The sequence below is a fragment of the Methylomonas sp. Uni0009 genome (assembly GCF_054188105.3).
Genome location: NZ_JBTAFN010000001.1, coordinates 3,130,407 through 3,143,869, shown reverse-complemented (window position 1 = coordinate 3,143,869; position 13,463 = coordinate 3,130,407). Strand labels below are relative to the sequence as shown.

Annotated in this window: 11 protein-coding genes; 3 read left to right on the top strand and 8 right to left on the bottom strand. The window is 52.5% G+C overall.

Annotation, left to right across the window (positions count from 1 at the left end):
• Positions 1-9: 9 nt before the first annotated feature.
• Positions 10-183, top strand: a complete 174-nt coding sequence (locus ACWAU0_RS14690; protein WP_319963167.1) for a rubredoxin — start codon at positions 10-12, stop codon at positions 181-183.
• A 19-nt stretch (positions 184-202) separates the two neighbouring features.
• Here ACWAU0_RS14690 and ACWAU0_RS14685 read toward each other — a convergent pair whose 3' ends face one another.
• The 4 genes from ACWAU0_RS14685 to ACWAU0_RS14670 form a co-directional block, all read right to left on the bottom strand.
• On the bottom strand, positions 203-559 hold the full coding sequence (locus ACWAU0_RS14685) for a hypothetical protein (protein WP_458137094.1): 357 nt from the start codon (positions 557-559) through the stop codon (positions 203-205).
• Positions 560-664: 105 nt separating this feature from the next.
• A complete protein-coding gene (gene hflC, locus ACWAU0_RS14680; protein WP_458137093.1) occupies positions 665-1,630 on the bottom strand; it encodes a protease modulator HflC in 966 nt (321 codons plus the stop codon).
• Positions 1,627-2,604, bottom strand: a complete 978-nt coding sequence (hflK, locus tag ACWAU0_RS14675) for an FtsH protease activity modulator HflK (protein WP_458137092.1) — start codon at positions 2,602-2,604, stop codon at positions 1,627-1,629. Before hflK ends, hflC begins: the two co-directional genes overlap by 4 nt.
• Before the next feature lie 119 nt (positions 2,605-2,723).
• A complete protein-coding gene (locus ACWAU0_RS14670) occupies positions 2,724-5,987 on the bottom strand; it encodes a bifunctional diguanylate cyclase/phosphodiesterase (RefSeq protein WP_458137091.1) in 3,264 nt (1,087 codons plus the stop codon).
• A gap of 314 nt (positions 5,988-6,301) precedes the next feature.
• Between ACWAU0_RS14670 and ACWAU0_RS14665 the strand changes: the two genes are divergently transcribed.
• Positions 6,302-6,847, top strand: a complete 546-nt coding sequence (locus ACWAU0_RS14665; protein ID WP_458137090.1) for a peroxiredoxin — start codon at positions 6,302-6,304, stop codon at positions 6,845-6,847.
• 58 nt (positions 6,848-6,905) lie between these two features.
• On the opposite strand, the gene corA is transcribed toward ACWAU0_RS14665, so the two are convergent.
• Complete coding sequence (gene corA / locus ACWAU0_RS14660; RefSeq protein ID WP_033155758.1) at positions 6,906-7,871, bottom strand: magnesium/cobalt transporter CorA; 966 nt, start codon at positions 7,869-7,871, stop codon at positions 6,906-6,908.
• Between the two features lie 36 nt (positions 7,872-7,907).
• The gene (locus tag ACWAU0_RS14655; RefSeq protein WP_415880448.1) at positions 7,908-9,113 is read right to left on the bottom strand and encodes a hypothetical protein; all 1,206 of its coding nucleotides are present in this window, start codon (positions 9,111-9,113) and stop codon (positions 7,908-7,910) included.
• Between the two features lie 147 nt (positions 9,114-9,260).
• Here ACWAU0_RS14655 and ACWAU0_RS14650 point away from each other — a divergent pair, with 147 nt between their 5' ends.
• Entirely contained in the window at positions 9,261-11,972 is a 2,712-nt protein-coding gene (locus ACWAU0_RS14650) for a cation-translocating P-type ATPase (RefSeq protein ID WP_458137089.1), read from the top strand.
• A gap of 128 nt (positions 11,973-12,100) precedes the next feature.
• Here the strand turns inward: ACWAU0_RS14650 and ACWAU0_RS14645 are convergent, their stop codons facing one another.
• A complete protein-coding gene (locus ACWAU0_RS14645) occupies positions 12,101-12,898 on the bottom strand; it encodes a flagellin (protein ID WP_458137088.1) in 798 nt (265 codons plus the stop codon).
• A 62-nt stretch (positions 12,899-12,960) separates the two neighbouring features.
• Positions 12,961-13,350 (bottom strand): hypothetical protein, encoded by a 390-nt coding sequence (locus tag ACWAU0_RS14640; RefSeq protein ID WP_415880445.1) that lies wholly within the window; start codon positions 13,348-13,350, stop codon positions 12,961-12,963.
• Between the last annotated feature and the right edge of the window lie 113 nt (positions 13,351-13,463).

Below are 13,463 nucleotides of genomic sequence, written 5' to 3'. Positions count from 1 at the left end.
GAAAATCCAATGAGCAATTACAAAAAATACCATTGCCAGGAATGCGAACACATTTACGACGAAGCCAAGGGCGACCCGGATAGCGGCATCGCGCCCGGCACCCGCTGGGAGGACATCCCCGACGACTGGGATTGTCCGATTTGCGGCGCGCCGAAAAGTTTTTTCAAGTTACTGGAATATTGAGCGCTCCGATCAGGCAATCTCAGTACATACCGTTACCGAGCAAAGCCCCGGCGGCGGCACCAATGCCGGCGGCAATCGGGTCGCCATTTCCGAGCTGATAGCCCATCGCACTACCGACCATCCCACCCAACAAACCTTGCGGCGAGCGTTGATCGTAGCCGTAATAAGCCGGTGGCGGAGGTGGCGCGTAATACTGGGGGGCCGGCACATATTCAACGACCGGGGCGGGTTGATAATAAACCACTTCTTCCCGGTACATCGGCCGATAATGCCCGTGATGATGGTGGCCATGATGATGCCCCCAATGCTCATGGTCGGCCAACGCAGCCGACGAAACCAATAAACCCAAAACGATGACTGTTGTTGTTTTTAACATCGCAAACCTCCTGTTAAACAATTATTTGCTTGCGATAAAGTTTGCCGTCCGTAGCTTAATTTTTGCTTATTGGCGATACAAACAGCAGCGCTGTTTTGGCGACTATCAACGATTCTTTTGCTCCACCCGCTTCAACAGGCCAAATAAATCACTGTTGGTAGACAGCACTATAGTGGCGTCGCGGTCTATTACTTTGCGGTAGGTTTCCATGCTCTTCAAAAATTTGTAAAACTCGGCGGACTCGGACTTTTGCCCGTATGCCTTAGCGTAAATTTCCGTGGCCTTGGCATCCGCTTCGCCTTGAATTTCCTGCACTCGCTTGTAGGCCGTCGATTCGATTTCGTTGATATCCCGGTCCCGATTACCGTTAATTCTGGCCGCCTCGCCTTCGCCTTCCGAGCGGAAGCGCTGGGCAATTTGCAAGCGCTCGCTGATCATCCGTTGGTGGATGCGCTCCAACACTTGATGGTTGTAATTGATGCGTTTAAAGCGCACATCCAGCAGTTCGATACCAAATTCCGCCAATTTCGGCGCTGCGGCATCGAACACATCTTTTTCGATTGCCGCCCGGCCCACCCGGATTGGCCGCAGCACCCCTATGGTGCCTTCGCCGGTCAACGGCCCTAAACTTTCGTCTTGCAAGGGTTTGCGATCTTTGTCAGAACGCACCACTTCGATCAATTCATGGCGGGCAATCGCGGTGCGGGTCTCGCTACCTAAAATATCTTCCAAACGCGATTGCGCGCTGCGTTCGTCGCGTAATCGCAAGTAATATTGCATGGGCTGGGTGATGCGCCAGCGCGCGAAAGTATCCACCTGCACATAAGTCTTATCTTTGGTAGACATCTCCACCATCGGCCCATCCCAGGCCAGATAACGCTTATCAAAGCTGTTAATTTGCTGGGTAAACGGAATTTTGAAATGCAAGCCGGGATCGGTGATCGGCTCGCCGACCGGTTTACCAAACTGGGTGATGATGACTTGCTCGGTTTGATCGACAGTAAACACCGATTGCCACAGCAAAAACCCCGAAACTACGATTAACAGCCAGGTTCTTATCGATAAATTCATTTCACTACTCCCGCTGCCTGACCGGGAAACGGCAACATCGGCAATATTTGCTGCACCGTGTCATCGACAATAATTTGCTGGCTGGCTTGCGGTAACACCTCGCCCATGGTTTCCAGATAAATCCGCGCACGAGTCACGTCCGGGGCTTTTAAATATTGTTCCAACACTTGATTGAAAGCGGTGACATCCCCTTCCGCTTCGTTAATTCGTTTAAAACGATAACCTTCGGCCGCGCGAACTTTCTGGTCCGCTTCACCACGTGCACGCGGCACGGCTTTGTTATATTCGCCATTAGCCAAATTGATGACATTCTCTCTATCTTGCTGAGCACGATTCACTTCATTGAACGAGGGCTGTACCGGCTCGGGTGGATTCACATTTTTGAGCTGTACCTGGTTAATTGACACCCCCAATTGATAGCGCTCGGCCAACAAGCGTGCTCGCGCCAGCACGGTTTCTTCAATTTCCTGTCGACCGATGGTGATGATTTCATCGACAGTGCGATCACCGACCACTTCCCGCATCACGGCTTCGGAAATATCCCGCAAAGTCACACCGGGGTCGCGGACCACAAATAGATATTTTTCCGGATCGGTGATCCGGTATTGCACGATCCACTCGACCAGCGCCGAGTTCAGATCACCGGTTACCATAGATTTTTCCAACGCGGGCTCGTCGCCAGTTTGATCCGGGTTGGTGAAACCTGCCGTGGCAAAGCCAAACTCCAGCTTCTGTTGCCGCTGAGTCGGCACGGTGATGACGCTATCCACGCCAAATGGCAGTTTGGCGTGCAAACCGGACGGGACTTTTTCGATGTATTCGCCAAAGCGCAACACAATCCCCTCTGACTCGGCGGGAATGGTATAAAACGACATGCTCGCGCCGACCAGCACCGTGACGATAATCAGGATCGACAATGGCGAAATCGGCAGCGAATCGGGCAGATTTTTAAAAATGGGATTGACGTCGTTCAAGGGCTGACTCCGTTAAGTCGGCGAAAAATCAAGATGCAAGGCATTGCCAGTCACCAGCACCGCCGAATTTAGTAAGCAAGCATGGACCCGCTCCACCCTTTCGTCAATTTGTATGCTATTCAAATCGCTATGGTGGACTCGATAACACTTTGCCGCAAAAACAGCTCAAATTGTTCGCTGGGCATCGGCTTAGCGAATAAATAGCCTTGAATCTCCTGACAGCCCTGTTCGCGCAAAAACTCCCGTTGTTCAACCGTTTCCACACCTTCGGCTATGGTCCGCAAACCCAGGCTGGCGGCCAAACTAATCACCGCATTGACAATGGCTTTATCTTCCGAATCAGTACTGATGTCGCGCACGAAAGATTGGTCTATCTTTAATTTGTATACTTTAAATTTTTTCAGATAACTCAGCGACGAATAACCGGTACCAAAGTCATCGATAGACATGCGTACTCCGCGCTCATGCAATTTATTCATCACCGCTATAGCCGCTTCTGGATTCTGCATCGACACGCCTTCGGTCAATTCCAATTCTAAATATTCGGGCGGCAAGCCCTCCTCTTCCAAAATACGCGACACCATCTCCGGCAAGGCCGGATGGCTAAATTGAGCAGCCGAGAGATTGACCGCCATGATCAAAGGCCCCAACCCCTGATCAAAGCAGGTTTTCGCTTGCCGCACCGCCGTTTGCAATACCCACTCGCCGATAGGCAAAATCAGTCCGCTATCTTCCGCCACCGGGATGAATTCGGCCGGCGAAACCATGCCAAACTCGGGATGCCGCCAGCGCAACAAAGCTTCCGCACCGATCACGCGCCCGCTATGAATGTCCGCCTGCGGTTGATAATAAACATGCAGTTGTTGACGGTCCAAGGCATGGCATAAGGCATTAACCAGTTGCAGATTACGCTGGGCGCGAGCTTGCATTTCCGGTGTAAAAAAGCGGTAACCGTGCCGGCCATCGGTTTTGACTCGGTACATGGCCACATCGGCGCTTTTAGACAGGCTTTCCAGGTCCTCGCCATCGTCCGGATACAAGGCTATGCCAATCGATGCGCTCATCGTCAAATCGAATTCCTCAATCCGGTAAGGTTCGGCTATCGCATCAAGAAGCTTCTGCGCGACATTCGCGGCCCCGCCGGCATCGGTGCCCGGCAACAAGAAAATAAATTCGTCGCCGCCCAAACGGGTCACGGTATCTTCTTCGCGCAACACGGCACAAAGCCGATTGGCTAACTCCACCAATAGCGCATCGCCGACGCTATGCCCCAAGGTATCGTTAATATTTTTGAAATGATCGAGATCAAGAAACATCAGAGCTAAGTGGCCGTTACTCCGTTTGGCCAAACTCAATGCATATTTCAAGTGATCGTCCAATTGACTGCGATTCGGCAAGCCGGTGAGCGAATCGTAATTGGCTAAGTAATAAATGTGCTCCTCCGCCTGCTTACGTTCGATAGCTAAGGCGACGAAATGCGCGACCATTTCCAGCAAGCGCAATTCATGTTTGCTGGGAACGGCAGGGTGACGATGATAAATCGCAAAGGTACCCAGCACTTTTTTACCGGCGGAGAGTACCGGCTCCGACCAGCATGCCGCCAAACCGGCCCGTTCTGCCAGCGGCAAAAAAGGCTGCCAAAAGGGATGCTCGGCCAGATTTTCCGCAATCGTTCTTTGCCCGGTGTACGCGGTGTTGCCGCACGACCCCGCTCCGGCACCAATTTTTAGCCCATCGATCGCCTGATTGTAGAAATCCGGAAGACTAGGTGCCGCGCCTAGCCGTAGACGTTCGTCATCATCCACAAGCAAAATCGAACAAACGCTACCAGCCAACATAATTTCCAGTTCGGTAACCGCATCATGCAAAATATCCGTCAACTGCAGGTTACCGTTGAGCCGTTCCAGCATAAACACCCGCAAACTTTCCATCTGCTGTGCTTGCTGGCGCTCGGCCTCACGCTCGAAGCCACCGATGGCATGATCGATGTCCATGGCCATTTCCAACAGCAGATTGCGCGCGGCATCGTCAAACACATTGATTTGATCGCCGTACAGCATAAACGCCCCAGCCGGCTTGCCGTTTCGATGCAAGGGTAAGGCCGCGGAAGCCTGCCAATCGAATTTTGCCCCACGCGCATGCCAGGCTATGGTGGCGGGGTCGTGTTGAAAATCCTGACACCAATATGGCTTGTCCTCTCTGACTGCGGTACCGGTTGGTCCGCACCCGGTCGGCAGGTTCTCGTCTATTGATATTTCAATGCCATCCAGATACTCGATGCCGATGCCATAACAGGCAACCGGTTTGATAGTTTGGCTGTTTTGGTCAAGCATGCCGATCCAGGCCATTTTCATGCCGCCAAATATCACGGCGTCGCGGCAGATTTGCGGGAATAATTCGGCTTCGCTGGTACAGCGAACGATGGCTTGGTTACATTGACTTAGCGCGGCATACAATTGCGTCAATCGCAGATTTCTTGCCTCGGCAGTGCGGCGCGCGGCTTCAACGCTTGCCAAACTGGCCCGCGTTTCCGCCAGCCAGCCCAACACGCTGTTGCGCATGCCCTTGCATACCGGAATATCGGCGGAAAAATCGCCGCTACCCAAACGCACGATCTGATCGTGCAATTCATCGACCGAGGCTCCCAATATTGCGTGTAAAGTCCGATACGCCCGCCAAAGCGTCAATAACAACATAACCCCGAACACCACAAACACCACCCGCAACCAAAAGGCAATACGCGCTCTGGCAACCACACTCTGTTGCGTGCGCAGGTCTATCAATTCGAAGGCGTCGATGATCGATTGCATGACTTTCGCTTTTGCTCGATGGTAAGTCGCATCGTGCAGCATTAGATTGACTTGATGCCATTTGCCGTCGGGCATTCCCTGATTCGAATCAACCATGTCCATCGCCGTGCGCTCTATTTGGATAAGTGCAGCGGAATCGGCCGTGGCTTCGGCCATTTTCGCCAGTTCCTGCTCGGAAAACCCGGCTTGCCGCATCAACTCCAGCAAGGCCACCGGCTGCGTGCTTGATTGCGGCGCCGGATGAGCATTGGCGATCACCAAGTCCCAATACATGTCGTGATAATTTTCGGGCCTGGGCAGTTTGCCGTCGCGAATGTCGATAATCTCTTGAAAATAGTGTTTATAAACCGGATCGCCGGTCGCGACATAACTGCGCGCCACATGCGAGAGATCGTTGGACGATTGCCTAAATTCATCGGCCAGCAAGTGTGACGCAAAGCGGATTTCGTTGGCGCGATCAATTTGCTTCTCGGCGCGCACGTAAACCGCGAATGCGATCACGAAAATCACAAACATGACCAGATTCAGCCACAAAATTCGAGAAAACCGGGAAAAGTAATACGGTCGCGTCATTTTGCTTATTCCGTTATTCAACTCCAAAATAGACACCAGCCGGCCAAAAACTTAAAAACAACCGGCCTAAAACCACGAGTAATATAAGTGAAATATAAGGTGAACCGTAACACTAAAGTTTTCCGGCTTTCGGTCCGGACGCCCGAACCATGGGGCTTATCTGTTGAAAATGGATGTCGGGCCTATCCAAACGAATCACTGCGATTACCTATTCACCATTGTGTAAGCGGCTTTCTGCGGCATACTGGCGATTATAATTAAACACAAAAACATTCGGTATTTCACCGTCGTAAGCCCCTTAAGGGAGATCATGCATGCAAAAATACACTCTTACATTCAGGCTCTTGGTCTTCATGCTGCTCGCCTTACCAACGTTTGCGATGACAGCAAACGCGGCTCCGCTGCAAGTTGGCCAATCGGCACCGATATTTCAACTGCAAGCGCACGCTGGCGACCCAGTAAGTTTAGCCGCTCGGCGCGGGAAAGGTTGGACAGTCTTGTATTTTTATCCTAAAGCCGGTACACCCGGATGCACTGCGCAAGCTTGCGCTTTCCGCGACGCCATCGAACTGATCCGCAAACAAAATGCCGAGGTATACGGGATCAGTACGGATGACGTCCAGGATCTGTTGGCATTTCATCAGCAACACAAACTGACCTTCACCTTATTGTCTGACGCGGACGCCAAAGTCAGCGAAGCCTACGGCGTAAAAATGCCCATATTGAACATGGCCAAACGCTGGACCTTTATCGTCGATCCCGACTTAACCATACGCCGTATCGATGACGATGTAGACCCGGCCCTGGATGCCAAACGGGTCGCGGAAACGCTGAAGCAATTGCAGGCGAGCGGGAACTGATACAAAGCCAAGCGGATAAATATTCACCCAACCGGGAAACTCTTAGCGGGTTTGTAGTTCACAACCATCCTGCCCGCTTCAAACGCCAATACAAGGCCAAGCTGCACACTGCCACGCTACCCACTACCAAGGGATAGCTATAGGCCCAATCCAGTTCCGGCATATGCCGGAAGTTCATGCCGTACCAACTGAATACCATAGTCGGTATCGCTAAAATCGCCCCCCAACCGGCCAAGCGTTTGACCACTTCGTTTTGCCGCACGGTTTCGAAAGTCAGATGCACCTGCATCGCCGCCAGCAACATCTCGCGCATACCGTGGATAGCCTGATCAACGCGCTTGATGTGATCGGCTATGTCGCGGAAATATACTCTGACATCCTTATGTATCAGGCCAACATGAAAGCGCATCAACTCGTTGCAAATGTCGATGACCGGATTAATCGCCCCTTCCAAAAGCAATAATTCGCGCTTTAGCTCGTATAAGTCTTCCATGGTTTGCCGGCTGGGCCGGTATTGAAATATCGCGGATTCCAGCACATCGAAGCGGTCCTGCAAGCCGGCAATTGCCACCATGTAATTATCGACGATGAAATCCATAATCGAATACAAGGCAAAACCCGGCCCCTTGCTGAGTTGGTGCGGCATGGCCTGACAACGCTCACGCACCTTGCTCAAACTCTGCGACGCGCCATGGCGCACGGTGACTACAAAGCGCGGCCCCATAAAAATGTGCGTCTCGCCGAATTCCACTTTTTTCTCGATCAATTCCGCCGTGTGCAACACGATAAACAAGGAATCGCCGTATTCCTCGATCTTCGGCCGCTGGTGCGCGGCACAAGCGTCTTCAATCGCCAGATCGTGCAAACCAAACTCCTGCTGAATTTTTCTCAATATCTCGGCATTCGCCTCGCGTAGACCCAACCAGATAAAGGTATCGTCTTTCAGCAACACTTCGCTGATGTCTTCGATGGTAACGTCACCGATGCCCAGGCCTTTTTGATAGGCCACGCAGCGCATCACCATGTTTTTATCGATAGTTTCGCTCAAAATGTCTCCTGTTTATTTGGAAATGGTGATTTCCGGCGCACCTTTGCGCGCCAAATCGGTCATGGTCATTTGAAAAATCTGGCATAACAATCTAAAACCTTCCCGATTCCATTGATAGCCGGTTTCCGGCTCTAAGGCATAATAATAATCGCCGAAGCGCACGCTAATCTCGGTTGCTGATGGCTCGTCTTCATCGACCAATAAAGCCATGGTGTGCACCGGGTTCTCGCTCACCGAAGGCGTGCGAGGATGCTTGTCAACGGGGTACTCCGGATCATCATTTATCGCTTGTCCGATAAAATTCAACACGTTGTGAAAGCTGCGCAAGCGAAATACACCGTGCAGCGGCCACTCGCCACCAGGATAGCCTGCTCGAATATCGACGCTGACATCGTTCTCGGCGCCTTGATCGGCTTCTTCATGCAAACGCAAACGCTCTTCGTTGCTCAATGTTACGGGATCGTAATTGGTCAATAGGATTCGTCCGGTCACCCGCTTAGTTAAGGTCAGTTGCTTTTGGTCTGCGCTAAACTCAACTTTATAGTCTTTTTGCAAAGCAGCCAATTGCTCGGCGTTTAGCGATTCGGCAGGCAGACTCCAGCTGCGATTGAATATCAACGGTTCCACAAACAACTTATGGCTATCCTGAATGGACGACAAATGCAGCACAGCTTGGCGGAACAGCCTATAACCGTCACCATCCATGGGTTTGTTCAAGTACACGCCAGCCTGCTCGCCGCCGTTTAGCCGCAGCTCGCCAGCAAGCAGACGCAGCACCAAATCCACGTCCACGCCTTGCCGCAACAACATGGTCAGCTTGCTTTCCTGAAACGGTGTCAACAAGCGCCGGGTAAACTCTTCGCCTTCGATGGGTACGATACTGATCGTCGGATTTTCCGACATCGTCCCGCCAAATACCGGTGTCATCACCGAACCGACTTCACCGGTAAAAGCCGGCGTGGCGCCGGCATTGAATTGAAAATTAAACGTAGCGGCGATGTTCGAAACACCCGTGAAATGCATGGGTTGGTGCTGATGGGCCCGGCCGATGTTCAGCAACAACTGTTTCGACAAAATATCGGTGGCAACCTTGTCGTATTCGACAACTGCCCTGTCCAGCGCCAGCGGCGAAAAGCAGCCTTGCAAAGCACATAAAGCCAACACAGTCGTGTATCTGACGGCGAAAGGCGCGAGAGAATAGCAGCAATTCAAGCTCATCTTTTCTGTCCAAACCAAAAATGAGAGAGTGTGCCTGCTACGCCATCCAAAACGCAAGTAAGCTGATGGACACACCGCGACGCATACCGGAAATACTCCGAGTCGTTTTAAACTGCCGAACCTAATTCTGCTGATCGGATTACGAGCATGAAAATTCACCATCTAAGCCCCGAAGAAGCTCTGGACAGTTTAGGCTCCAGCATGGACGGCTTGGCCGATGCCGCCATTGAAGGCCGTTTACATGAATTTGGCTTCAACCGTATCGAGGAATCGAAAAAGACCTCGGCGTTGCTACTGTTTGCCCAAGAGTTTCTGCACTTTTTTGCCTTAATTTTATGGTTGGCAGCCGGCTTGGCGTTTTTCGCGGAATCCCGGCAACCCGGCGAGGGCATGGCCACTTTGGGCTATGCGGTGCTGGGCGTCATCGCGATCAACGGCTGTTTCTCATTCTGGCAACGGCATCAAGCCGAGCAGGCAATCGCCGCCTTACAAAAGCTGTTACCGCATCAAGTCAAAGTGATCCGCGACGGCGAGCTAAGCTTGGTGTTCGCCGACGAGTTGGTGCCGGGCGACCTGCTGGTATTGCAGGAAGGCGATAACGTGCCGGCCGATTGCCGGCTGCTGGAAGCATTTAATTTGCGGGTAAACAACGCCACCATCACCGGCGAGTCACTCCCCAAGGGCCGCGATGCGCAAGTGTCGGATGTCGAGGACATCAGCCAAAGCCGCAACATTCTGCTCGCCGGTACCTCGGTGGTAGCCGGCGAAGGCAAGGCACTGGTGTTTGCCACCGGCATGCATACCGAGTTCGGCAAGATTGCTCACACCCTAAAAACCACGATCAAAGGCCAATCGCCGCTGCAATTGCAAATCCGCCGCCTCAGCCGTTTTGTGGCTTTGCTGGCCCTGCTGTTGGGTGTGGTGTTTTTCTTTATCGGGCAAATCATCGGCCTTACGTTTTGGGAAAATTTCATGTTCGCAATCGGCATCATCGTCGCCAATGTCCCGGAAGGTCTGCTGCCCACCGTGACGCTGTCGCTGGCGATGGCTACCCAGCGCATGGCCAAGCGTAATGCCTTGATCCGTAACCTGCCCTCGGTGGAAACCTTGGGTTCGACCACGGTGATCTGCACCGACAAAACCGGTACGCTGACTCAAAACCGCATGGCGGTTAAGCAGCTGTTTCTGGACAATCAATATTGGCAACCCGAGCAATTGGGCAGCGATAGCCTGCAACATCACACCGCCTTTTTAGCCAACGCAGCTTTGTGCCATAGCCTGAAACACGTGGAAGGCAAAGGTTTGCTGGGCGACCCGATGGAAGTGGCGTTGGTGTCCATGACACATGAACAAGGCATGCGCATCGATTACCCGAAAATCGGCGAAGTGCCCTTCGATACCGACCGCAAACGCCTGTCGACTATTCACAATACACCACAAGGCAAAATGTTGTTTTGCAAAGGTGCGCTGGAAATGGTGCTGCCGCTGTGCCGGCACATTGTGATGCACGGTAACGTAGAACCTCTCGGTGACGCTGGTCGTCAACAGCTGTTAAACGCTCTAAAAACCCTGGCAGACCAAGGATTGCGCGTGCTGGCGTTTGCCTATCGGCCCCTATCGGACCCATTCGAAGCCGAGCCGGAACAAGCTTTGATCTTCAGCGGCCTGGTGGGCTTGGAAGATCCGCCGCGGCCGGAAGTCACGGATGCCATCGCGCAATGCCATATCGCCGGCATTAAAGTCATCATGATTACCGGCGACCATCCGCATACCGCCGTGGCGATTGCCCGGCAAATCGATTTGGTCAAAACCGAAAATCCCAAGGTGATTACCGGCGATAAACTGAAAAAACTCACGTCCAGCCAGTTGCAGGTGGCCTTGGATGCGCCGGAGATTATTTTCGCCAGGGTCCGCGCCGACCAGAAAATGCTGATCGTGGATGCCTTGCAGCGCAAGAAACATGTGGTCGCGGTGACAGGTGACGGCGTCAACGACGCACCGGCCTTGAAGAAAGCCGACATCGGCATTGCGATGGGCAAGGCCGGTACCGATGTCGCCAAGGAAGCGGCCGATATGATTTTGCTGGACGACAACTTTGCCAGCATCGTTGCCGCCATTGAGGAAGGCCGCGCGGTGTTCGACAATATCCGCAAATTCCTGACCTATATCCTCAGCTCCAACATCCCGGAACTGATCCCTTATCTAGCCTTTGTGTTGTGCAAAATTCCGCTGCCATTGACCATCATCCAGATTTTGGCGGTTGACTTGGGCACCGACATGCTGCCGGCTTTGGGCTTGGGCGTGGAAAAACCGGATGCATCCGCCATGAACAAACCGCCGCGCTCTTACAAGGAAACGCTGATCGACTGGCGCTTGCTGGCCAGGGCTTACGGCTTCCTAGGTCTGCTGGAAGCACTCGCGGCAATGGCTGCATTCTTTTTTGTGTTGCATCGCGGCGGCTGGGATTATGGCGAGATATTGTCCAGCCATCACCCGCTCTACCTGCAAGCCACTACCGCCTGCCTGACCGCAATCATCATGATGCAGATCGCGAATGTGTTTATCTGCAAACAGCGGCAACGCGGCCTGTTGGCCACATCATTTACGGATAATAAGCTGATCCTGTCCGGCATCGCTCTAGAAATTGCGTTGATTCTGACGATTGTCTACACACCGTGGGGCAACGCGCTGTTCGGCACCGCGCCGATAGACGCCAGCGTTTGGCTGTTTACCTTGCCTTTTGTGCTAGGAATGCTGCTGCTGGAAGAATTCAGAAAATGGTTGGTGCGGCGCTTCGCGCTTTTTCCTGTCCTGGTAAAACCGCTGAAACTGCGTAAGCGCTTACTGCGTCGTCACTAAGCAATCACGCCCACTAGGCTACCCATCCTTCCGCCTAAGCAGCGGCAGCGCGCCGATAAAACAGCGGAAAAGCGATAGGCGATTTCGGACAATCAAAACCTGACGTGCAGATGCAGGTCACACGGCGTTCAGATGCCGGTTAACAACGCCGATGCGGCTTTTTGATTGTCTTGATATAGCTTGAGCGCGTAGCTAGCCACCTGGTTTTGCAACTTTCCCTTGTTCAAGTCAGCAGCCGTTTGCGCATAGTCAGTGTCTTGAATACGGCTGCGGGTTTCGGCCAGATTCTGATAGCTGCTGCTCAGATTCGCCAGATTTGAATTCAAGCCTGCAGCAGTACTTGCCAAGTTACTCTGCTGATTCCCGACATTTTTAATCGCACTGTCTATGCTATCCAGCGCATTGGACGCATTTGCAGCGCTCGATACATCCAATCCCGACACACCCAGGGCGGTGCTGGATACATTACTGAGGCTTAAGCCAAGGGTATCTCCGGGATTGGGGCCGATTTGCAATTGACCGGAAAAACTGCCGTCCAACAGTTTTTGATCGTTGAACTGGGTGTTGCCGGCGATACCATCAATGCTTTTACCCAAGCCGTTGATCTCGTCCTGAAGGCTTTGCCGATCAGCGACCGACAGAGAGCCGTTTCCGGCTTGCACCGTCAATTCACGAATGCGTTGCAGGTTGTCGGTTACCTGAGTTAATGCGCTACCGGCTGTATCCGTAAGCGACAGACCCTTGCCGATATTGCCGATTGCTTGATTTTGACCTCCCAAACGACTGCTTATGGCATCGGCAATTGCCAACCCGGCAGGGTTGTCGGCGGCCGAATTGATCCGCTTCGCGGAGCTAAGGCGCTGGATACTGGTTTGGATCAGACTTTGGGATTTATCCAGGTTGGTGGTATTGATTGACGACAACATGATGTCACCTCGCTTACTGTTTTTTGACGACCTCTTGCTTATCTAACTGAACGGTAATCAGGCTAAGCAACGATGTCTATTGAACTCCCCACTGCTTTATTGTCATCAGCCGCAGAAGTTGTGGTTATACCCGCCAAGGTTTGCGAATAGGTAGACGGTCTTACCTCGGCGTTCTGAATAGTCTTAGTTAACTGCGCGCCTGCATCTTGAAAAGCGTTGGACAGATTCAGTCTTAAGTGTGCAGCGTCAGAGTTCACCTTGGCCTTACTAGCTTGGGAATCGAGCGCCTGGGCTTTGGCTGCATATTGGTCGGCTTGAGCTTGAACGGCATCCGCCTGTTTTCTCAAGGCTTGCGCCATTTGCTCGGCTTGGTCGGCATTTCTTTTGGCCGTCAGCGCGCTCAACTGTTGAAAGCCGGATTGATTAACACTGGAAACAGTTAGGGAAGACATAGCGTTCTAAACTCCCTGAATACACCGCAGGCTGGCGGCAGGTTTCGGAATGAACATGCAGTTTCACTCCAATACGACACCGTATTACTCCAGGTTCAGAGGAATGTCAAACA

What these genes read in the sequence shown, in the direction of transcription:
- ACWAU0_RS14690 (WP_319963167.1), top strand. Translation starts at nt 10, where the DNA reads ATGAGCAATTACAAAAAATACCATTGCCAGGAATGCGAACACATTTAC.
- ACWAU0_RS14685 (WP_458137094.1), bottom strand. Translation starts at nt 559, where the DNA reads ATGTTAAAAACAACAACAGTCATCGTTTTGGGTTTATTGGTTTCGTCG.
- hflC (WP_458137093.1), bottom strand. Translation starts at nt 1,630, where the DNA reads ATGAATTTATCGATAAGAACCTGGCTGTTAATCGTAGTTTCGGGGTTT.
- ACWAU0_RS14670 (WP_458137091.1), bottom strand. Translation starts at nt 5,987, where the DNA reads ATGACGCGACCGTATTACTTTTCCCGGTTTTCTCGAATTTTGTGGCTG.
- ACWAU0_RS14665 (WP_458137090.1), top strand. Translation starts at nt 6,302, where the DNA reads ATGCAAAAATACACTCTTACATTCAGGCTCTTGGTCTTCATGCTGCTC.
- corA (WP_033155758.1), bottom strand. Translation starts at nt 7,871, where the DNA reads ATGGTGATGCGCTGCGTGGCCTATCAAAAAGGCCTGGGCATCGGTGAC.
- ACWAU0_RS14655 (WP_415880448.1), bottom strand. Translation starts at nt 9,113, where the DNA reads ATGAGCTTGAATTGCTGCTATTCTCTCGCGCCTTTCGCCGTCAGATAC.
- ACWAU0_RS14650 (WP_458137089.1), top strand. Translation starts at nt 9,261, where the DNA reads ATGAAAATTCACCATCTAAGCCCCGAAGAAGCTCTGGACAGTTTAGGC.
- ACWAU0_RS14645 (WP_458137088.1), bottom strand. Translation starts at nt 12,898, where the DNA reads ATGTTGTCGTCAATCAATACCACCAACCTGGATAAATCCCAAAGTCTG.
- ACWAU0_RS14640 (WP_415880445.1), bottom strand. Translation starts at nt 13,350, where the DNA reads ATGTCTTCCCTAACTGTTTCCAGTGTTAATCAATCCGGCTTTCAACAG.